This is a genomic window from Gracilimonas halophila (genome assembly GCF_042684365.1).
Classification (GTDB): domain Bacteria; phylum Bacteroidota; class Rhodothermia; order Balneolales; family Balneolaceae; genus Gracilimonas; species Gracilimonas halophila.
In genome coordinates, this window is sequence record NZ_JBHULI010000003.1 from 120,573 (window position 1) to 141,086 (window position 20,514).

The 20,514-nt window shown below is 43.3% G+C and carries 13 protein-coding genes, 1 pseudogene and 1 riboswitch; of the genes and pseudogenes, 9 read left to right on the forward strand and 5 right to left on the reverse strand.

Features of this window, described 5'->3' with window-relative positions:
• The first annotated feature begins 125 nt into the window (after positions 1-125).
• Together lhgO and ACFSVN_RS03300 are read left to right on the forward strand one after the other, a co-directional pair.
• On the forward strand, positions 126-1,337 hold the full coding sequence (gene lhgO / locus ACFSVN_RS03295; protein ID WP_390298811.1) for an L-2-hydroxyglutarate oxidase: 1,212 nt from the start codon (positions 126-128) through the stop codon (positions 1,335-1,337).
• Positions 1,338-1,558: 221 nt separating this feature from the next.
• A complete protein-coding gene (locus tag ACFSVN_RS03300; protein WP_390298575.1) occupies positions 1,559-4,405 on the forward strand; it encodes an FAD-binding and (Fe-S)-binding domain-containing protein in 2,847 nt (948 codons plus the stop codon).
• A gap of 51 nt (positions 4,406-4,456) precedes the next feature.
• Here the strand turns inward: ACFSVN_RS03300 and recN are convergent, their stop codons facing one another.
• Positions 4,457-6,163 (reverse strand): DNA repair protein RecN, encoded by a 1,707-nt coding sequence (gene recN / locus ACFSVN_RS03305; protein WP_390298578.1) that lies wholly within the window; start codon positions 6,161-6,163, stop codon positions 4,457-4,459.
• Positions 6,164-6,197: 34 nt separating this feature from the next.
• Positions 6,198-6,548: a four helix bundle protein gene (locus tag ACFSVN_RS03310; protein WP_390298581.1), complete on the reverse strand. Its 351-nt coding sequence runs from the start codon at positions 6,546-6,548 to the stop codon at positions 6,198-6,200.
• A gap of 104 nt (positions 6,549-6,652) precedes the next feature.
• Here ACFSVN_RS03310 and ACFSVN_RS03315 point away from each other — a divergent pair, with 104 nt between their 5' ends.
• From ACFSVN_RS03315 to ACFSVN_RS03325, 3 genes and pseudogenes are all read left to right on the forward strand, one after another.
• Positions 6,653-7,669, forward strand: coding sequence for an RluA family pseudouridine synthase (locus ACFSVN_RS03315; protein ID WP_390298585.1), 1,017 nt, complete (start codon positions 6,653-6,655; stop codon positions 7,667-7,669).
• Between the two features lie 7 nt (positions 7,670-7,676).
• Positions 7,677-8,020 (forward strand): annotated as a pseudogene (locus ACFSVN_RS03320) (four helix bundle protein); the annotation flags it as partial.
• 3 nt (positions 8,021-8,023) lie between these two features.
• Complete coding sequence (locus ACFSVN_RS03325; RefSeq protein ID WP_390298588.1) at positions 8,024-9,118, forward strand: CNNM domain-containing protein; 1,095 nt, start codon at positions 8,024-8,026, stop codon at positions 9,116-9,118.
• Here ACFSVN_RS03325 and ACFSVN_RS03330 read toward each other — a convergent pair.
• Positions 9,110-10,471: an aspartate kinase gene (locus tag ACFSVN_RS03330; RefSeq protein WP_390298591.1), complete on the reverse strand. Its 1,362-nt coding sequence runs from the start codon at positions 10,469-10,471 to the stop codon at positions 9,110-9,112. The genes ACFSVN_RS03325 and ACFSVN_RS03330 overlap by 9 nt on opposite strands.
• A gap of 365 nt (positions 10,472-10,836) precedes the next feature.
• Between ACFSVN_RS03330 and ACFSVN_RS03335 the strand changes: the two genes are divergently transcribed.
• A complete protein-coding gene (locus ACFSVN_RS03335) occupies positions 10,837-12,060 on the forward strand; it encodes a BaiN/RdsA family NAD(P)/FAD-dependent oxidoreductase (RefSeq protein WP_390298594.1) in 1,224 nt (407 codons plus the stop codon).
• 14 nt (positions 12,061-12,074) lie between these two features.
• Here the strand turns inward: ACFSVN_RS03335 and lysA are convergent, their stop codons facing one another.
• Positions 12,075-13,232: a diaminopimelate decarboxylase gene (lysA, locus tag ACFSVN_RS03340; RefSeq protein ID WP_390298597.1), complete on the reverse strand. Its 1,158-nt coding sequence runs from the start codon at positions 13,230-13,232 to the stop codon at positions 12,075-12,077.
• A 172-nt stretch (positions 13,233-13,404) separates the two neighbouring features.
• Positions 13,405-13,538: riboswitch (cyclic di-AMP (ydaO/yuaA leader) on the forward strand.
• Between the two features lie 62 nt (positions 13,539-13,600).
• On the opposite strand from lysA, the gene ACFSVN_RS03345 reads away from it, so the two are divergent.
• The 3 genes from ACFSVN_RS03345 (at position 13,601) to ACFSVN_RS03355 (ending at position 19,075) form a co-directional block, all read left to right on the forward strand.
• On the forward strand, positions 13,601-14,263 hold the full coding sequence (locus tag ACFSVN_RS03345; protein WP_390298600.1) for a beta/alpha barrel domain-containing protein: 663 nt from the start codon (positions 13,601-13,603) through the stop codon (positions 14,261-14,263).
• A gap of 51 nt (positions 14,264-14,314) precedes the next feature.
• Positions 14,315-16,792: a cation:proton antiporter domain-containing protein gene (locus tag ACFSVN_RS03350; protein WP_390298603.1), complete on the forward strand. Its 2,478-nt coding sequence runs from the start codon at positions 14,315-14,317 to the stop codon at positions 16,790-16,792.
• Positions 16,793-16,966: 174 nt separating this feature from the next.
• Positions 16,967-19,075, forward strand: a complete 2,109-nt coding sequence (locus tag ACFSVN_RS03355) for an amino acid permease (protein WP_390298606.1) — start codon at positions 16,967-16,969, stop codon at positions 19,073-19,075.
• A 122-nt stretch (positions 19,076-19,197) separates the two neighbouring features.
• On the opposite strand, the gene hisS is transcribed toward ACFSVN_RS03355, so the two are convergent.
• Positions 19,198-20,457, reverse strand: a complete 1,260-nt coding sequence (gene hisS, locus ACFSVN_RS03360; protein WP_390298609.1) for a histidine--tRNA ligase — start codon at positions 20,455-20,457, stop codon at positions 19,198-19,200.
• Positions 20,458-20,514: the final 57 nt, after the last annotated feature.

The window sequence follows — 20,514 nt, forward strand, 5'->3', positions numbered from 1 at the left end:
ACAGTAAATTTAAAGTTTTCTTTAGAACAACTCTAAGATAAGGTTTAGTTTCCTGAATAAGGAACTAAAAACAAGGATAAATGAAGCCTCATACTTTGCGAAAGAAATCATATCTTTGCCCCATGATGTACGATTTTACGATTGTTGGGGCCGGAATAGTTGGCCTCTCTACGGCTTATAAATTATCTCTCAAATATCCCGAAGCAAAGATCCTTGTCCTCGAAAAGGAAGACCGGGTAGCAGCTCATCAAACCGGGAAAAATTCCGGAGTGATTCACTCGGGGATCTACTATAAACCTGGAAGTTATAAGGCTCGTAACTGCGTGGATGGACGGCACCAACTGGTTGATTTCTGCAAAGAACACAACGTTGCCATTGATGTATGTGGAAAAGTGATTGTGGCTACAGATGAATCTGAAATTCCAAAGCTTCAGGAAATTTTTGAACGGGGACTTCAAAATGAGATTGAAGGCATTGAAATGATCGACACAGATCGCCTGAAAGAACTCGAGCCTCACGTCAACGGGGTGGCTGCAATCCATGTGCCATGCGCCGGAATAGTGGATTATGCCGGAATGTGTAAGGTATTGATGAAGCTGTTGGAAGAAGGAAATGGCAGGGTGCAGTTCAACAGTGCAGTAAGTAATATCTCAGATAAGGGAGATGAAATTGTTATTGAGGCAGGTGGGAAAAATATTCATTCTCGGTTTCTTGTAAATTGCGCCGGCCTGTACTCCGACCATGTCGCTCGTTCCGGAGGAGTTCATTCCCCTGTTAAGATCGTGCCTTTTAAGGGCGAATATTATGAATTAAAGCCGGAAGCCGAGTATCTGGTAAATGACCTGATCTATCCGCTTCCAAACCCTGAGTTTCCATTCCTGGGAGTTCATTTTACCCGAATGGCTTTGGGGGGAATTGAATGTGGTCCGAATGCTGTTTTTGCTTTTAAAAGGGAAGGCTACAAAAAGCTTTCATTTAATCTGAAAGAAACGACCGAGACTTTCAACTTTCCGGGATTCTGGAAGATGGCTCGCCAACATTGGCGTATGGGGTTGGATGAATACAAGCGCTCTTTTTCTAAAAAGGCTTTTGTAAAGGGATTGCAGAAGTTGATACCTGAAGTTCGGGAAGAACATTTGCAAGTATCCCCATCCGGAATTCGCGCCATGGCACTTCAGCCAAATGGAGAGATTCTCGATGATTTTTATTTTGAAGTTGTGGACCGTCAGATCCATGTGCTGAATGCCCCTAGTCCGGCAGCAACAGCCGGATTGGCTATTGGGGATGAGATCGTGAAGAAAGTGGAAGATAATTTCAATTTCCCACAGACAGATTGATCATGGTTTGATCACTTTTAAAGTTTATCAGGTACTTTTCATCAGCTAAGAGCGAACCCAAAAGCGGATAAGCTGTTTAGAATGCACTTTTGGAGAAGGACTTAAAGGATGGATTCCTGAAGAAAATAACTGAGTGGATCAAGGAGAATTAATAATAATTATCCGTTGAATTTATCCCGAATTAACCTCAAACTACTTCCTTAATTCAGCAGGAGCTTTTTTTGATTCAACGAGATTCACTTACCCGTCATTTATATGCTCAGGATGCTTCCATGTATCAGGAAGTGCCTGAAGGAGTTTCCTTCCCTAAAAATATCAGTGATATCCGGGCATTGGTGGAGCAAGCTAATACGCACAAGTTTTCGATTACGGCACGAAGTGCAGGAACAAGTCTTGCCGGCCAGACAACAGGAGGGGGAGTGATCATGGATGTGTCCCGATACATGGATAAGATCCTGAGTCTGGATGAAGCTTCAAAAATTGCTCATGTTCAACCGGGAGTAATTCGGGATACCCTGAATCGTGAAGCCGGGAAGTTCGATCTGTTATTTGGACCCGACACTGCTACCACAAATAGGTGTATGATAGGCGGAATGATCGGTAATAATTCTTCCGGATCTTTTTCCATCAAGTACCAAACAACCCGTGAACATATCCTCGAAGTGGAGGCGGTTCTAAGTGATGGTTCTGTTGCCTATTTCAAACCGCTGGCAAAAGAAGAGCTTGAAGCCAAAAAAAAGTTGGATAATCTGGAAGGCCACATCTATCGATCTATGCTGAAATTGATAGAGAAGAACCGAGATCTTATAGAACGGAGTTATCCTCACAAAGACATTATCCGTAGAAATACCGGATATGCTTTAGATAAGCTTTTGGAGATGCAGCCTTTTAACCCGAAAGGAAGAAAGTTCAATCTCTGTGAATTACTTTGCGGTAGTGAAGGAACCCTGGCAATGACAGCTGCTGCTAAGTTGAATTTAGTTCCCAAAGATTCTCATAAGCTGGTGGTAGTCCCACAGTTTGAATCCTTGGATGAGGCTATGAAAGCGGCCGTACACATTGTAGGGTATGAGCCGGCCGCGGTGGAGTTGGTGGATCATATCATCATGGATGCCACAAAGGGAAATATTGAGCAACGTAAGAATAGGTTCTTTTTGGAAGGAGAGCCGAGATATATTTTGATCACTCAGCTGGAAGGGAATGACCTGAATGAACTTCAGGAAAAAGCGCAGAAACTTGGTGAAACACTGAAGGAAAAGTCCCTGGGTTATGCCTACCCGATCATCTCCGATGCTGATGAAATGAAGCGGGTATGGGATCTTCGTAAAGCAGGTCTTGGTTTGTTGATGGGATTAGGTAAAGATGGCCGGTCGCCGTCATTTTGTGAGGATACTGCAGTTCGGGTTCAGGACCTTCCCGGGTATGTAAAAGAGTTTGAGCAGATATTGAAAAAACACGATACCCACTGCGTGTTTTATGCCCACGCGTCAGTTGGAGAATTACATTTACGGCCTCAGATCGATATCACCACCGAAGCCGGTTTAGAGAAAATGAAGGTGATGGCGGAAGAGATCGCCGATCTGGTTAAAAAGTATAACGGTTCACTTTCCGGGGAACACGGGGATGGCCGTGTCAGGGCACCCTATATCAAAAAGATCCTGGGCGAAGAAATGCTTCCGGTTTTGAAGCAGGTGAAGGAGATCTGGGATCCGAATTATATCTTCAATCCCGGCAAAATTGTCGATCCCAAACCGGTAGATGCCGATCTTAGATTTTCTCCCGATTATATAAAGCCGGATGAAGAAACCGTATTTTCATGGAATAAGGAGGGGAGCTTGGGTGACGCTTTGGAACTTTGCAACGGAGCCGGTGTATGCCGTAAGCTGGCCGAAAGTGGAGGAACGATGTGTCCTTCTTACATGGCTACGAAAGAGGAAAAGGACTCGACCCGTGGACGAGCTAATGTATTTCGGCAGGTATTTTCAGGTGAAGATCCCCATGGGTATGAATCGGAAGAACTGAAAGAAGCACTCGATCTGTGCCTGAGCTGTAAGGCCTGCAAAAGTGAATGCCCCGCCAATGTGGATATGGCTAAAATGAAAGCGGAGTTTATGAATGGCTGGCATCAGAAAAAGGGGGCACAGTTAAAAGAACGGTTTTTCTCTTATGCAGGAAAGATCTTTCCATTGGCCTCAATTACTCCGAAAATTGCCAACATGGTTGCAATTTCAAAACCCGGAAAGTGGATCTTTGAAAATATGTTCGGAATTGATGCCCGCAGGGATCTTCCGGCATTTGCACCAAAGACATTTCGAACCTTGTATCGGAAGCACAAGAGGAATGGAGTACTAAGATCAGATAATAAAGTAGTTCTATTCATTGATTTGTTCACCAATTACAACGAGGCGAAGATTGGGATGGATGCCATGAATGTATTGGAAAAAATGGGTTATGAAGTCATTATCCCCAAAAGCATGGAAACCGGGAGGCCGCAAATTTCAAAGGGGTTCCTGAAGGAAGCTAAATTCATTACCAAAAAAGTATTGGCTGAGTTTGAAGAATTTGTGGAATGCGGTATTCCTGTGGTCGGCTTGGAGCCTTCTGAAATACTGACTCTTCGTGATGAGTTTCTGGAATTGTGCAATGATGAGGAATTGCCACTGGCTCAAAAACTTGCGACTTTTTCTTTTACTTTTGAAGAGTTTATAACCCAAAATAAAGATCGGATTCCTGCTCGAGGTTCATCCCGGAAAGTATTGTTACACGGTCATTGTCACGCCAAAGCACTAGTTGGAAATGAGCCAACGGTGGAAGCCCTTGAGTCTGCAGGGTTTGAAGTGGAAGTGCTGGAAACAGGATGTTGTGGAATGGCGGGAAGTTTTGGCTATGAGAAAGATCATTATGAAGTTTCTCAGGACATTGGTGAGTTAGTGCTATTTCCGAAGTTGAGAGAAAATCAGACGGATGAAGTATGTGCTCCGGGGTTTTCGTGCCGTCATCAGATCAAAGATGGTCTGAAAAGGGATGCAATGCATCCGGCGTCATTGATCGCCCGTGCGATTTTATAACCTTGGTTTCTTCATGTAGGGACGCAAAATCTTGCGTCCCTACATGACCTATTAATTTTTAAAGGTATTTTTTTCTATCAATTCGCGGGCACTGTTCAAGGTGGAATCGGTGATCTGTGAACCACTCATTAAACTGGCGATCTCATGTATGTGTTCTTCATCAGAAAGCGGGATGATTCGGGTTACAGTTCGTTCACCTTCTTCAGCTTTGGCTACTTTGTAATGTTTGTGAGCCTGACTAGCGATCTGAGGCTGATGGGTAATGGCCACGATCTGGCAGTGTTCAGATAACTTTCGCATGGAAGTCCCGACTTTCTCCGAGATCTCCCCGCTGATTCCAGTATCAATTTCATCAAAGATCATGACCGGCAGACTTTGTTCTTTAGCAAGAATAGATTTCAGAGCCAGCATTACACGGCTGATCTCTCCACCGGAAGCAATTTTAGCCAGCGGCTTGGGCTCCTCCCCTTTGTTTGTGGAGATGTACATGCGGACATCATCGCAACCGTTTTCCGTGCATTCGATGGTCTTGCCTTCCACTTCGATCCAGCCATTGTCGGAAAGTAACCAGTCCACACGAACGTCTAATTTAGAATGCGGAATACCAACTTTGGCTAATTCTTGCTGAATCTGTACGGCAAGTTTTTCTCCGATCTTTTCCCGGGTTCTGTGGAGCGAAATGGAGTGCTCTTTTAAAACTTCAGCCTGAGCCGCAATTGACTGTTCCAGCTTTTCAATTTCCAGATCAAAATTATCAGCGATTGAAAGTTCGCGTTTGATCTCATTCAAATAGCTAACAAGTTCCGGAAGGTCACGCTGATATTTCTTTTGAAGCCGGTTAAGTTCAGACTGTCGCTGGCGTAATTCTTCCAATCGTTTGGGGTTGAATTCGATGCTGTTCCGATATCTTTCAGCGAAGGCAATAGCTTCATTAATACTTACACGTGCGGCATTTATTTCCTGAAGATAATTTTCGAACTCCGGCTCAATACGGGCCAGATCTTCCAGATTCAACTTCAGGAAATTTAGCAACTGAATAATATTTCCATCGTCGGATTCTTCCATCTCTGAAATGGCCCCCGCCTTTTGGTCGAGTACTTCGGCGTTATCCAGCAGATTCATTTCCGACTCCAACTGCTCGAGGTCGATTTCGTCAAGGCGGGCTTCTTCAAGTTCCTGTACCTGAAAGCGGTAGAGCTCGGTTTTCTCTTCAAGCTCGTGCTCTCTTTTCTTTAAGGCACGAAGCTCTTTTTGCAGCTCCGTCATTTTTTTGTACTCAGATTTATAGCCTTTCAGGATCGGCTCAACTTCTCCAAATCCGTCGATCACTCCAAGGTGATTTTCTTCTTTGAGCAATAACTGATGATCGTGTTGTCCGTGCAGGTCTACCAAAAGATCTCCGGCAGCTTTTAACACACTGATGTTAACAGGTGTATCATTTATAAAAGCACGGCTTCCCGTATTTCTGATCTCCCGGCGAAGAATTAAATATTCATTAAACTCGACTTCATTTTCTTCAAGCAGTGATCTTAGGTCTGCATCATCCCCAACACGGATAGTAGCTTCTGAAATGGCTTTATCGGCTCCCTGTCGAATGACTTCCGTATCAGCCCGCTCACCCAGGATCATATTCAAAGCCCCGATAATAATGGACTTCCCGGCGCCCGTCTGCCCGGTCAGGATATTCAACCCCTCCTCAAACTCAACCTCCAGCTCGTCGATAAGGGCAAAGTCTTTTATGTACAGTGATTTTATCATAGGGAATTCAAAATTTAAAATTCAAAATGAAAAATTAATTCAGCTTTTGTCTGGTGGTTTTCACTATAGCTGATAGTATACTGATCAGCTCAAAAGATGAATTAAGATACGCATCGATATCGATATTCGTTAACTCACTTTCTTTTAATAACCTCAGCCAATATCGTGTTTCGCGTGCTTCTTTTAAAGAAATAGATATCTTAGAAAGGAAGTCTTTTTTGGACTGACCTGCTATGGCTTCTTCAACATTTGCACCAATACTTGTGCCTGATCTTAAAAGCTGTTTTGAGATGACGTATTCTCTCTCTTCTTGTAGCTTTTTATATAATCTGATAACTGTTAGTGCAAACTCGAAGCTTTTGACTTGAATAACATTCTCTTTCATAGCAACCCCATTTTTAATTTTAAATTTTTCATTTTGAATTATACAGTAAGAGCGATGAAAAACTAATTCCTTACAAAAAAGTTGAAAGTGCGTACCTTGTAGGTATGGAAAAGAAAGCCGGAAAAGACCGACAGACTACGATCTACGAACATACCGTGCCTGATGGGCAGAACAGTGATATCCGTTTGGATAAATACATTACATCATTTGTTGAGAATGCATCCCGAAATAAGGTACAGCAGGCGATCAAGGATGGCTATGTGGAGGTGAATGGAAAGAAGGAAAAAGCATCCTACATTATGCAGCCGGGTGACGAGATCTTTATCGAAATTCCCAAGCCGCCTCCGCCTGAGGCGAAGCCGGAAGAGATGGAGCTGAATATTGTGTATGAAGATGACGACATCATTATCGTAAATAAAGAGGCTGACCTGGTGGTGCATCCTGCCTATGGAAACTGGACAGGGACACTGGTAAACGGACTTATGTATCACGTAGATGAGCTTGCCGGAGATGATGAAGATGAGAATTTACGTCCCGGTATTGTACATCGTTTAGATAAGGACACCAGTGGATTATTGGTAGTTGCCAAGAATGAGGAAACGCTTGCCAAGCTAAGCGGGCTCTTTCAGGAAAAAGATGTAGAACGAACCTATTGGGCTATCGTTTGGGGAACTCCTGATGAGGAAGGAACCATTGAAGGGGATATCGGCCGATCCAAAAGAGACCGAAAGCTGATGACTGTTAAACCCGAAGGACAGGGTAAACACGCTGTAACCCATTACAAAGTGCTGGAATATTTTGATTATCTGAGTTTAGTTGAAGTGAAGCTGGAAACCGGGAGGACTCATCAGATCAGGGTTCATTTTGCACATATAGGGAACCATGTTTTTGGAGATCCGACCTATGGTGGTACATCAGTGAGATACGGTCCCAATACCGGCTCAAGAAAATCGATGTTCCATAATCTGATTACCGGGTTAGGGCGACAAGCCCTTCACGCTAAAACCCTGGGATTTGAACACCCCAAAACCGGTGAATTGGTTCGGTTTGATTCAGAATTGCCGGATGATTTTCAGCATGTATTAACAATGCTAAGAGAAAACTGTAAATCGGAATATTAATAGTTGAGAAAAGGCTCATCAATTGGTACTTAAAACTTATCAATACACTCAAAATTTTCCGAAGCATGAACTTTATGGATTAAGTTCTCAATTTCGGAGGGCTGCTATTTCTATTCCCGCAAATATTGCAGAAGGGTTCAAGAAACGAGGGCCAAAAGACACATGAGATTTTTGAATATATCACATGGATCTTTAGAAGAATGCAGATATTATATTATTCTGTCGAAAGATTTAGATTATGGGGACTCAGATCACTTAAGGGGCTTGCTGGAAGAAGTGAGCAGGATTCTGAATTCTCTATTCTCTAACCATATTTTCACAAAAACACACTCTTATTTACATTACATTTAGCGCATGGGATTACTAATATTTTATTTGGTACTGGCAATAGGCGTTTCATTTTTATGTTCCATCTTAGAAGCCGTTTTGCTTTCTATTTCGCCCTCCTTTGTGGCGGTTACAGAGAAGAACAGCCCGAAGACCGGTCAGCTTTTAAAGGAGCTAAAGAAAGACATCGATCGTCCGCTTTCAGCGATACTGACGTTAAATACTATTGCCCATACAGTAGGTGCAGCAGGAGTTGGAGCGCAGGCACAGGTTGTTTTTGGGAATGCGTATGTCAGCATAACATCAGCGGTTTTAACATTGGCTATCCTAATCTTGTCAGAGATCATACCAAAAACGTTGGGGGCCAATTACTGGAAAGCGTTATCCGGGTTTGCTGCAAGGACTATCAAGCTGTTGATCTATATCACCTATCCTTTGGTTCTGCTTTCACAGTGGATAACGCGTTGGCTTTCAAGCGAAGAAAATCAGCCTACAGTCAGCCGTGAAGAATTCAGTGCCATGGCAGAACTTGGTTTTGAGGAAGGTATTTTTGAAGAAGGGGAATCCAATATTTTTAAAAATTTGATCCGGTTTCGATCACTAAGAGTTCAGGACATCATGACTCCGCGCATTGTGGTAGTGAAATTTCAGGAAGATCAAACCATTGATCAGATCTTGAAAGAAAAGGACGAACTTAGGGTTTCACGGATGCCGGTATTTGGAGAGAATGAAGAAGATATCACAGGTTATGTATTGAAAAATGATCTCTACTATAACCTTTCAGAAGGAAATGGGGAAAAGACACTCAAAGACATCAAACGGGAAGTATTGATCTTACCGGAAACTATTTCACTGAAAACCTTATTTGAGCGGTTACTTGAAAAACAGGAACATATTGCAGTGGTTGTAGATGAGTACGGAGGATTTTCCGGTGTGGTAACTATGGAAGATGTGGTGGAAACATTGTTCGGGATGGAGATCGTGGATGAAATTGACGCCATCGAAGACATGCAGAAGCTGGCCCGCCAAAAATGGAGAGAGCGTGCAAAACGATTGGGTATTGTGATCCCGGACAAACTTAAAGAATCAGCCAATGTTCAGGAACAAAAAAGATCAGAATAACTGATTGTGCACTTTTTGGGTAGTTTCTATTAGCTTCTCATCATCCATTACCACATTCAAAATTCGTTTTTCTTTAGTGAATGAGATCATGTTTATGTCAACTTCGCCAAGTGAAGAAAATATGGTGTCGGTGAGTTTATCAGCCTTATTGATGGAACAGCCGATGAGCGTCAGTAATCCCTTTTCCCGCTCTAGTGTCACCGTTCCGATCTCGATGAATTCCTTTGAAAGCTGATCAAGAATTTCTGAGTCTGAAAGTGCAATGGTAACGGAAGCTTCAGTAGTATTTACGGCATCAAATGCTAACCGATGTTGTTCCAATACGGCAAATACTTTCGTTAAAAAAGAATATCCCATCACCGTTTCGTAAGCACTGACGGTGACCGTCGCCATATTTTGTTTGAAGGAAAGAGCCAATACATCAAGGTCATGTTTTGAGTCACGAACGATCTTGGTTCCTTCATCCTCCGGTTTGAACATATTCTTGACAAAAACAGGAATATTCCGTTCCTGAGCCGGTTTTAGAGTGGAAGGGTGAAGAACTTTAGCTCCAAAGTAAGCCATTTCGGTAGCATCAAAATAACTCATTTCAGCGAGGGGTTTAGCTTCCGGGATATAACGAGGGTCGCCGGTATATACTCCACTCACATCAGTCCATATTTCAATAGTTTGTGCACCAATAGCTGCCCCTATCAAACTTGCGGAATAATCTGAGCCTTCAAATCCCAATGTGGTAACAGTTTTATCTTTCGATTCTCCGTAAAACCCACCAATTATGGGCGTGAATCCACTTTCAAGTACGGTCTCAAGCGACCCGCAATGCTGGTTGATGAGTAATCGATTTGGATTTGCTTTCCCGTACTCTGAATCCGTTTTGATGAGTTTTCGGGCTTCAATATGTTGAGTCATCATGTCCAGCGCCAGGCCGCATTGGGCCAGTAGGTAGGATGAAATTTGTTCTCCCATCGCTGAAATGGCATCCTTCATTTGAGGGGAAAGCGCGCCTTGTCGCTCAGTATAGGTAAGCAGTTTATTCAGCTTGCCGATCTTGGCTTCGGTGTTTTTGGCACAGCTGTCTTTTATGAGCTTATTCTTGGCATGGGGATTTTCTTCAAGAAAATCAGATACGATCTTATTATGCCGTTCCTTTATAGAAGCGGAGATCTCCAATGCATCATCCAGCTTCCCTTTTGCAGCCAGGTTTCCGGCTTCTACCAGCTGTCGGGTAGTTCTGGCTGTAGCCGAAACTACCACCACGGGATATTCATAATTGCTGATGATCTCCAACACCTGTTTCCATGTTTTGTGATCGGCCATGGAGGTACCGCCAAATTTAAGTACGTTGATCTGCATAAATAGTCGTCTTGAAAATGAAGATGGAAAATAAGGGGAATCTCAACCTATTCCATGCCAAATTCAGAATTAAGTTCCAATGTTTTTACCACCAGATCAGTAGGTTTCTGGGCTACTCGACCCCAGCGGGGTCATATGTTAGTAGCTCCGGGTAAGTCCCGCTGGAATGTTGAAAGTAGGATTGCCAAGTATGCCGGGCGCAACCCGGGGTAAATAGAAACAAAAATGGAAAATTATTGCTCAGAATTTTTCTGAAGAATTGATGTCAATCAAAAATTGGGCATAGAGTTTAATAGTGTTCAGCCCATCCTGCTTTATCCGTCTTCTATTTCGTGACTCACCCAAAGAAACGGTATCTTTCTCGCATGAAGAAAGAAGATCTACAGGTAGCCATTATTGGTGGAGGAGCCGCAGGTTTTTTCGCAGCCATATCTGCCAAAACACATCGCCCCGAAGCTAAAGTCACTATTTACGAGAAGTCGGATAAGCTGCTTTCCAAAGTTCGGATATCCGGGGGCGGGCGATGTAATGTAACCCACCATTGTTTTGATATTAGGGAATTGGTTAAAAACTATCCGCGAGGGGAGCGGCCGCTAAAAAAAGCCTTTGGGATGTTTTCTCCCACAGATACCATTGAGTGGTTTCAGAAGCGAGGGGTAGAACTTAAAACTGAATCAGACGGACGTATGTTTCCTACCACGGATGACTCTGAAACCATCATTGATTGCCTGATGCAGGAAACGAGAGAGCTTGGGATCGGTATCAAAACCAAATCCAATATCAAAAGCCTGAAGCGATTAGAGAAAGGATACGAGCTCGGATTTCACCGGGGCGGAAGGATAGTGGCAAATGAGGTAGTGGTTGCGACCGGTGGAAGTCCGCGGGTAAGTGGCTTTGACTGGCTTCGAAAGCTGGATCATGAGATCGAAGAGCCGGTACCTTCCTTATTTACCTTCAATATGCCTAATGAGTCGATCAAAGAGTTGATGGGAGTGGTAGCTGAGCCGGTGTCGGTGAAGATCATGGGTTCAAAATTACAGAGCAGTGGTCCGTTATTGATCACACACTGGGGAATGAGCGGCCCGGCGATCCTGAAATTATCTGCATTTGGTGCGAGAGAGCTGAACGAGATGGACTACCGGTTTACGGTTTTGGTGAACTGGACAGGGGAGAGAACTGAACAAGAAATACGCGAAATACTGAAAACGATTGAATACGAGCATGGCAAAAAGAAGATCGCGAGTGTAAACCCGTTTGGTTTGGCGGGGCGATTATGGGAATTCCTGATCAACAAGCTGGAGTTAGGTGATGATATGATCTGGCAAAATATGGGCAAGAAAAATATTAACCGGATGGTACATTTACTCACCAATGACGAATACCAGGTGGAAGGAAAGACCACATTCAAAGAAGAGTTTGTGACCTGTGGGGGAATCAGTTTACAAGGTGTGGACATGAAAACCATGCAAAGCCGGAAATCGCCCAATCTATATTTTGCCGGTGAAGTGTTGGATATTGACGGCGTAACCGGAGGTTTTAACTTTCAGGCTGCGTGGACCACGGGATATATTGCCGGGATGCTGAAGTAATTCAAAATTTTGGATTACCCTATCTCATCTGAATAAACAGTAGGGTTGGCTTCTCTTAAATTATAGGCACTGCGCATCACTTCCCCATAGGCTCCGGCGCTGCGGATGGCAACGAGGTCACCTCGTTCAACTTTTGGAATGGAGATATCTGTTCGGAAGGTATCGGAGCTTTCGCAAATAGGGCCGACTACATCATATTTTTCTTCTGCCCTGGAACTGGTTAACACATCAATGCGGTGAGCCGCCTGGTATAACGCAGGACGGATAAGCTCGGTCATGCCGGCATCAACAATAGCGAAGTTTTTGGTCTGCCCGTATTTGGTGAATAAAACCCTGGATATCAGACTTCCGCACTGCCCGACAATCGACCTACCCAATTCAAAATGCAATTGCTGATGATCTTTCAGGTTAATATTCTGCTCAAATAATCCAAAAAAGCGTTCAAAATCCGGGACTGAGTTATCATTTGGATGTCCATAATTGATTCCAAATCCACCACCCACATTTATGACAGAAAGCTCAAACCCTTTTTCTTCAATATGGTCATTCAATGCGTTGGCCTTTATGCAGAGTTCCTCAAATGGGGTGAACTTTTCGATCTGTGAACCGATATGGAAATGGATCCCGATTAATTTCAGGTTTTTTAGGGCCGGCAGCATTGCCAACACCTCATCAAGGTCGGAAGCGTTGATGCCAAACTTGTTTTCATTCAAGCCGGTAGTAATATATTTGTGCGTGTCGGCCTCTACGTTGGGATTGAGTCTGAGGGCAATTCGAGCAGTTTTCCCATATTTTCCGGCTAATTCATTCAGTACTTCCAGTTCCTGGGTCGACTCACAATTGAAGCAAAAAATATCGTGCTTCAATCCCAATTCCATTTCTTCATCACTTTTGCCAACTCCTGCAAAGGCGATCTCATCGGGTGTAAATCCGGAATCGATGGCACGCTGAACTTCCCCGCCGCTTACGCAATCCGCACCTAATCCGGCTTCTTTGATCTTCTCCAGAATCTTAGGCTGATTGTTTGCTTTCAAAGCAAAATGCACTCTAAATCCTTTGGAGATCCCATGTTCTCTGATCTCATTAAGAGTGGTATTCAAAACATCCATGTCATAATAATAGAAAGGGGTTTTTTGAGTTCTGAAAAAGTCGGTGACTTCCGATGGGAACATGTAGAATTTTTTTAAGAGTGAATGAGTGGTTTTAGAAGGAAATAAAGATAATAAAATTTGCCGCACGGATTGATCGGAATTATTGATCATACAGATTTTAATAAATCCTCGATCAAAATATATTAGGTTTGACCAGACACTAAAAAGCCTGTATCATTGTTAGAGATGCAAGAAAATTAATCAGCCGAGTTTTGTGATATAGCAAAAGCGGAGGACCCAGAAGTGGGGCGAATTTCAGGAAATTGAAAAGAGCATCTATCAGCTCCAGCCCGTCAGCTAACTTCGCAGGCATTGATAGAAGATTGAGTGTGCATCGTGCGTAATCGGTCTTCAGTTCTAACAGGAAATAGTATCGAAAATAAAAGCGCATGAGCTTCCAACAGCAAGATTACCTCCTTTCTGCCAATAAATACAAAATACCGGAATCCATTTATGAAAGTCCGGGAATTGCATTAGGCGAAAACCTGGTAAAGTCTGTACTTCTTAGTACCGACCTCAGCTATATCCAAAATCTGAGTGCCGATGCAATTATGACTGTTCATCCATTTGATAAATCCAATAAGCTGGATCAGGTAATTATAGAGTTTTCACGGAAACCGGTGATATGTGACATTGGTGGAGGTTTACTTAGCGAAGAAAGATCGATCCGTTTGGCAACGGGTGCATTTGAAGCAGGCGCATCTGCCTTAGTAATAACTAAACCCACTCCACCCGAGATTGTAGCACGAATCCGGTCCGAGATTGATGGGCCACTCGTTTATACTGTTATGTTTGAAGCTGAAGATATCAAGGGACTTCATCAGGCAGGAGTTGATATCTTTAATATCTCTACCGGGGAATTTACGCCCGAAACTGTGGCAAGTGTAAGGGAATTAGTTCCAGATTCAGTTATTATGGCAAATGGTGGGCCGCATGATTCAACCATACGAGCTACGATTGAAACGGGCGCAGAAGCCATTGTGTTTAATCCGCCTACAGCCACTGAAATACTGCGATCAATTTTTGACAATTACAGAAATAATATCGATTAATGATCAGCTATTAAGGCTATTTATGAGAAGCCTGTAACATGAAAAAGGTATATGAACGAATCACTTAATTTTTCTCTGCCATTCTCAAATCCGGTAATGATCTTTGCTTTGGTGATGATCGTTATTCTTGTTGCACCTATCGTATTCAAGAGGATCAAAATTCCGGGTTTAGTAGGTATTATTCTTTCAGGAATGGTTATTGGCCCAAGTGTATTAAACCTGCTTGAAAGAGACAGCACTATCGAGCTCCTTGGGACGGTAGGCTTACTCTATTTAATGTTCATGGCCGGATTATCCATAGACCTGAATCGGTTCGAAAAACTTCGAAATCAAAGTATTGGATTTGGAATATTATCCTATTCATTTCCCGCACTTGGTGCATATTTTGCAGGGGTGAACCTTTTCAATTATTCAGTAGAGAGTTCTCTTCTTTTGGGTGCAATTGTAGGGTCGCATACACTGCTTGCCTATCCCATAGTGGAGCGACTGGGGATTACAAAGAATACGGCTGTAACCATGTCTATGGGCGGAACACTGGTTACCGATGCACTGTCACTAGGAATTTTAGCTATCATTGCGGGAACGGTGGGGGATGCACAAGGTCCCGGGTATTGGACATTATTTGGAACATCAATTGCCATATTTTTGGTAGCAGCTGTACTTATTTTGCCACGCTTGGGAAGGTGGTTTTTTAGAAATTTGAAGCATGAAACGGATGTGGATTTTGTGTTTTTGATGGCTGTTCTTTTTGCTACTGCTTTTTTAGCTGAGCTCGCAGGACTAGCTTCTATCATTGGGGCCTTCATTGCCGGGTTGCTTATGAATCGCCTTGTTCCCGGAAATGGAACCTTGATGAGCCGTATCCAATTTGTGGGTAACGCGCTATTCATCCCTTTTTTCCTGATCTCAGTAGGAATGCTGGTTGATGTGGAAGTACTTGCCAGCGTTGATGTCTGGATATATGCCATTGCCTTTACAACATTGGTCTTTGTGGGAAAAGCGATCGGTTCTCTGATCGTAAGGTTGCTCAAGGGGTTTTCAAATGCAGAGGGGTTGGTGATCTTTGGCTTGACAACTCCTCAATCTGCCGCAACGCTTGCCGTAACTTTACTGGGATATGACCTCGGATTTTTTGACCAAACAGCTGTAAATGCTGTAGTGATCATGATCTTGATCACCTGTTTGGTAGGGCCCTGGCTCGTCGAAAAGTTTGGGCGCGAAGTTGCACTTCAGGAAGAGAAAAAGCCTTATGAGCCATCTCAAACTCCACAACGCATCATTGTCCCGCTTGCAAATCCGGAGACCTCAGATGCCTTGATGGATATCGCTTTTATGATCAGGGATGAAAACTCTGAAGAGCCCATCTTCCCGCTTACCGTGGCACATGATGGAAAGGATGTAGACGCCCAGGTGGCGCGCGGCGAGAAAATGTTGAGTCACGCCGTTGTGCATGCCGCCGCAGCTGAGATTCCCGTAAACCCGGTAACCGCCATTGACCTTAATATTGCTCAAGGTATTGCGCGTTCGGTAAATGAAAAATTGGCCTCTACAGTAGTGATAGGATGGAACGGAGCTACATCCACAAAACAGCGCATTTTTGGGAGTATCCTGGATCAACTGCTTCAAAAGATCGATGAGATGGTTATGGTTTGCAAGATCCATAAACCCATAAATACGGTAGAAAGAGTAGTGATCGCGATTCCTCCTTATGCCTCTCTGGAATCAGGTTTTAATGGAGCTATCAGATCCATCAAACTAATGGCAGATCAGATCGGAAGTTCTGTAACAGTTTTAGCTCCAAAAGAACGGATGAAGAATGTTGAACGCAGAATCAAGCGTGTAAAGCCTGAACTTGAAACGCAATTTATCTCCATGGAAAGCTGGATGGAGCTTCCGGGGTGGATGGATGCGTCTATTGAAGAGGATGATCTTTTCGTTCTTTTAAGTGCACGGGAAGGTTCATTGTCGTGGCGCCCCGGGCTTGATCGGCTGCCAAGAGTTGTTGCACAGCGATTTCCCAAAATTTGTTTCATTACGGTATATCCGTCTGAGGTGGAGCATCAGGTGAAAAAATTTGAAGAAGGGTCCGGGTTAAAGTTATTGAATCAAGATCGTATAGTGATCTCGGAAACCGGAGACAGTCTCGAAGATAAATTCATAAAAATGCTAAGCCGGGACGATACTATTCCAAGAGAAAAAGTGGAGCAGCTTATCGGAAGGTTACTCAAAAACTCTTCGGACTATTCTCCTGAAATGATGTCGGGCGTGGTTGTTTATGATGCACATACTTCCATTGTGGAAGAACAAATGTTATTTGTCGGTATTGTGAAAGAAGGGCTTCAGATCCCCAAAACAGCTAACAAAGCACATGTAGTGCTAATGTTGCTCAGTCCGAAAGAACTGCCTGTAAGGGAGCACCTGAAAGGCGTAAATACAGTTGCGAGATTAGTGCGTCCCGGTGAAAGTATCGAGCAGCTCAAAGCAGCTCAAAAGCCTGAAAATGTATTTAGTATTTTAATGAAGCCTTAGATCCAAGAGGTTTTAAAGTTTAACTGACTGCAAAAAATTTTGTAGTTATCAGTACGGTTGATATTATTTATGAGGTTAACTAAATGGATTTGCAAATAAATACGTACCATTGGTATGAGGTCGAAAAAGTTTAGCCTTATTTGCTGAACGAAATCAGATGTACAAAAACTTTCTATGAAGCATAAAAAATTAGCCAAAGAATTAGGGCTTTCAGACGTTTACGCTATCGCTACCGGGGCAATGTTCAGCTCAGGATTTTTTCTTTTACCAGGTTTAGCAGCTGCTGAAACAGGACCATCAGTAGTTTTAGCTTATCTGGTTTCAGGTATTATCGTATTACCCACCATGTTCAGTGTAGCTGAACTGGCAACCGCGCTGCCACGCTCAGGAGGAACCTACTATATCATTGACCGAAGCTTAGGCCCGATGCTGGGAACAATTGGTGGTTTTGGTTCATGGTTAGCGTTGGTGCTTAAAAGTGCGTTTGCACTTATTGGTATGGGAGCATATATCTCTATTTTCTATGAAGTCGATATCCTCTATGTAGCTATTTTTCTAACTATTGTATTTGGGATATTGAATGTTGTGGGCGCAAAAGAAACTACCTGGCTTCAGAAAGTACTAGTTGCAGCCCTCGTAACCATTATGTTTTTCTACATCATTCAGGGAGTATTTGAAGTGTTCTCCATGGATGTATTTGCGGTAGCTGAAAAACAATTCACTCCATTTTTCACGGAAGGAGTGTTTGGCTTTTTTGCAACGGTAGGTATGGTATTTGTGTCCTATGCAGGTCTGACAAAAGTGGCGAGTATAGCAGAGGAAGTAAAAAATCCGGACAGAAATATTCCTCTGGGGATGTTCCTGGCAATAGGGACGGCTGTGATCGTATATGTGGTAGGTGTTTATATCATGGTAGCGCTGCTTGACCCAGCCGCTTTCAGGGAAGATCTTACCCCTGTTGCGACTGCCGGAGAAGTATTTTTGGACTGGCTTCCTGAGCCGGGTGGATTGATATTGGTCGTAGTTGCAGCTGTAGCAGCTTTTGCTTCTACGGGGAATGCCGGAATTATGTCAGCTTCAAGGTATCCTATGGCTATGGCACGGGATAAATTGGTCAACAAACATTTTGCTACAGTAGGAAAATTAGGTACCCCTCACTGGTCGGTATTAGGAACGGTTGGGTTGATGTTGTTTTTCCTGTTGGCTTTTAATGTTGCAGAGGTTGCGAAGCTGGCAAGTGCTTTTCAATTATTACTGTTTGGGCTGCTTAACCTTTCAGTTATTGTGATGCGGGAAAGCCGGATCGAAGAATATGATCCGGGCTTTAAATCGCCCTGGTATCCGTGGATACAAATTGCAGGTATTATACTTTCTATCATCCTGATCTTTGAGATGGGCGTATTATCCATATTGTTTACTGTTGCCGTTTCTGTAGCCTCTATTATCTGGTACAAGTATTATGCGGAAGCTAATGTGGAACGACAAGGAGCTATCTATCACGTGCATGCACGCCTTGGTGAGCATAAGGACCATGGGCTTGAAGGAGAAATGAGAAATATTTTAAGAGAGAAGGGACTTCGGCAAGAGGATCCTTATGAAGAACTGATTTCAAGAGCTGATGTGCTGGAGTACAGTTCTGATATAGATTACAAAGTGATCATTGAAGAAGCATCTCAGAAACTCGCTGATAAAATGGGTTTTTCATTAGAGAAACTTACCAAGATGTTTATGACCTCTGACGATTATACCGCAATTCCGATTGCGGAAGGTGTAGCATTGAATCACGCCCGAATTGATGAAAAAATATCTCCTGAAATGGTTCTAGTCAGGATCAAAGAAGGGTATAGCGATCGTAAAATATTATCCTCCACTTCCGAAGATGATGATGAGAGTAAACTTCACTCCATCATTTTCTTTGTGAGCTCCAAAGAAAACAGTGGTCAGCATCTGCGTATTTTGGCCCATATTGCAGAAATGGTGGGTTCCAAATCATTCCTGGAAAGGTGGTGCAATGCCGACAGTGAAGAAGAGCTGCGTGAGATATTATTGAGAGATGAGCGCTTTATTCGTATAACACTAAACCCGGATGATACCACTCAGCAGTACATCGGTAAGATGATCAAAGAGGTTTCATTCCCAGGACAAAGCCTAATTACAATCATCAGAAGGAAGGGGGAAATTAAAATTCCCCATGGTATTACAGTTCTTCAGGAAGGTGATGAGCTCTCAATAATTGGTGAGATAGAGGATATAGATGAATTAAAAGAAATGCTGAAGAAGTAACAGATTAGCATTTTTGTTCTTTTTTTAAATTATCTGTTGTAATTGCATTTACATTCCCAACCTAAAGGTTGGGAATGCCTGTAAAAACTTCCGACTTTAATGGGCTATTTACAGAACAGCACTCACTTATCCAGCTTCACTAAGATTTCATCAAAAGAAAGTGAAGCTTCTTCACTTTCTTTCATATTTCGAAGCGTAAATTTACCTTCATTCAGTTCGTTATCACCAATGATGATCGTGTAATTCGCATTCTCTCGGTTGGCATCTTTCATCTGAGCTTTCATGGAACGACTCATGTAATCCATCGTTGCTGAAAGACCGGCTTCCCGAGCCTTAGGGAGATGGGTCAAGGCCCATTTTCGTGCAGCATCACCCAAAGTCACGAAATACACATCCACTGACTTTTCTTCGGCGAGTTCAATACCCAGTTCCTCACAGGCTATCAATAATCGCTCCATGCCGGCGGCAAAACCAACAGCCGGAGTAGGCTGACCGCCAATTTCTTCCACCAACAGATCATAACGGCCACCACCGGCCAATGCATCCTGTGAACCAAGGTCAGGAGAGGTAAGCTCAAAAGCTGTACGGGTATAGTAATCCATGCCGCGCACGAGGTGTGGGTCGAGCGTGTAGTTGATCCCGAGATCATCTAAATAATCAGTAACCTTAGCAAAGTGGTCAGCCGATTCTTCATTCAAGTAATCCTGTATTACCGGTGCCTTTTTGATGAACTCCTGGTCTTCCTTTTCCTTAGAATCAAGGATGCGCATCGGATTCTTTTCAAAGCGTTGCTGAGAAAGTTCACTCATTTTACTGAGGTTCGGCTTTAAATATTCCCGCAGGGCTTCTTTATAAGCTTCTCGGCTTTCAGGGTCACCTACAGAATTCAATTTCAGCTCAAAATTCTTAATCCCAATGCGTTGATAGATGCGGATCATAAAAGCGATGGTCTCTACATCTGCAACCGGATCATCACTGCCTATTACCTCTACTCCAAACTGGTGAAACTGTCTTTGGCGGCCTTTTTGAGGCTTTTCCGCACGAAACATAGGTCCGATGTAGTATAACTTTTGGGAGCCGCCTCGCTGTTCCATATGGTGCTCCACAAAAGCACGAACTACGGGAGCGGTCAGTTCAGGTCGTAATACATAATGGCTGTCACCTTTCTCAAACGCGAAGATCTCTTTAGAAACAATATCTGTCAGTTGACCGATTCCACGTACGATCAATTCGGTTTGCTCCATAATGGGAGTACGAATTTCCTCAAAATTAAACTTAGCCGCTTCTTCGTGAATGATATCTTCTAACGCCCTCCACTTTGGAGATTCATCGGGAAGAATATCTACCATTCCAACGTGAGAAGTGTACTTAGGTTTTGCCATGTGTGTTATTGGGTTGAAGTGAAATCAGTTCTAATATCGTCCCAAAGATAAGGGGAG

Excerpts from the sequence above, each read along its gene's own strand:
- ACFSVN_RS03325 (WP_390298588.1), top strand. The coding sequence starts at position 8,024 with ATGGGATTACTAATATTTTATTTGGTACTGGCAATAGGCGTTTCATTT.
- ACFSVN_RS03350 (WP_390298603.1), top strand. The coding sequence starts at position 14,315 with ATGAACGAATCACTTAATTTTTCTCTGCCATTCTCAAATCCGGTAATG.
- ACFSVN_RS03355 (WP_390298606.1), top strand. The coding sequence starts at position 16,967 with ATGAAGCATAAAAAATTAGCCAAAGAATTAGGGCTTTCAGACGTTTAC.
- recN (WP_390298578.1), bottom strand. The coding sequence starts at position 6,163 with ATGATAAAATCACTGTACATAAAAGACTTTGCCCTTATCGACGAGCTG.
- ACFSVN_RS03315 (WP_390298585.1), top strand. The coding sequence starts at position 6,653 with ATGGAAAAGAAAGCCGGAAAAGACCGACAGACTACGATCTACGAACAT.
- ACFSVN_RS03335 (WP_390298594.1), top strand. The coding sequence starts at position 10,837 with ATGAAGAAAGAAGATCTACAGGTAGCCATTATTGGTGGAGGAGCCGCA.
- lhgO (WP_390298811.1), top strand. The coding sequence starts at position 126 with ATGTACGATTTTACGATTGTTGGGGCCGGAATAGTTGGCCTCTCTACG.
- ACFSVN_RS03345 (WP_390298600.1), top strand. The coding sequence starts at position 13,601 with ATGAGCTTCCAACAGCAAGATTACCTCCTTTCTGCCAATAAATACAAA.
- ACFSVN_RS03330 (WP_390298591.1), bottom strand. The coding sequence starts at position 10,471 with ATGCAGATCAACGTACTTAAATTTGGCGGTACCTCCATGGCCGATCAC.
- lysA (WP_390298597.1), bottom strand. The coding sequence starts at position 13,232 with ATGTTCCCATCGGAAGTCACCGACTTTTTCAGAACTCAAAAAACCCCT.
- hisS (WP_390298609.1), bottom strand. The coding sequence starts at position 20,457 with ATGGCAAAACCTAAGTACACTTCTCACGTTGGAATGGTAGATATTCTT.
- ACFSVN_RS03310 (WP_390298581.1), bottom strand. The coding sequence starts at position 6,548 with ATGAAAGAGAATGTTATTCAAGTCAAAAGCTTCGAGTTTGCACTAACA.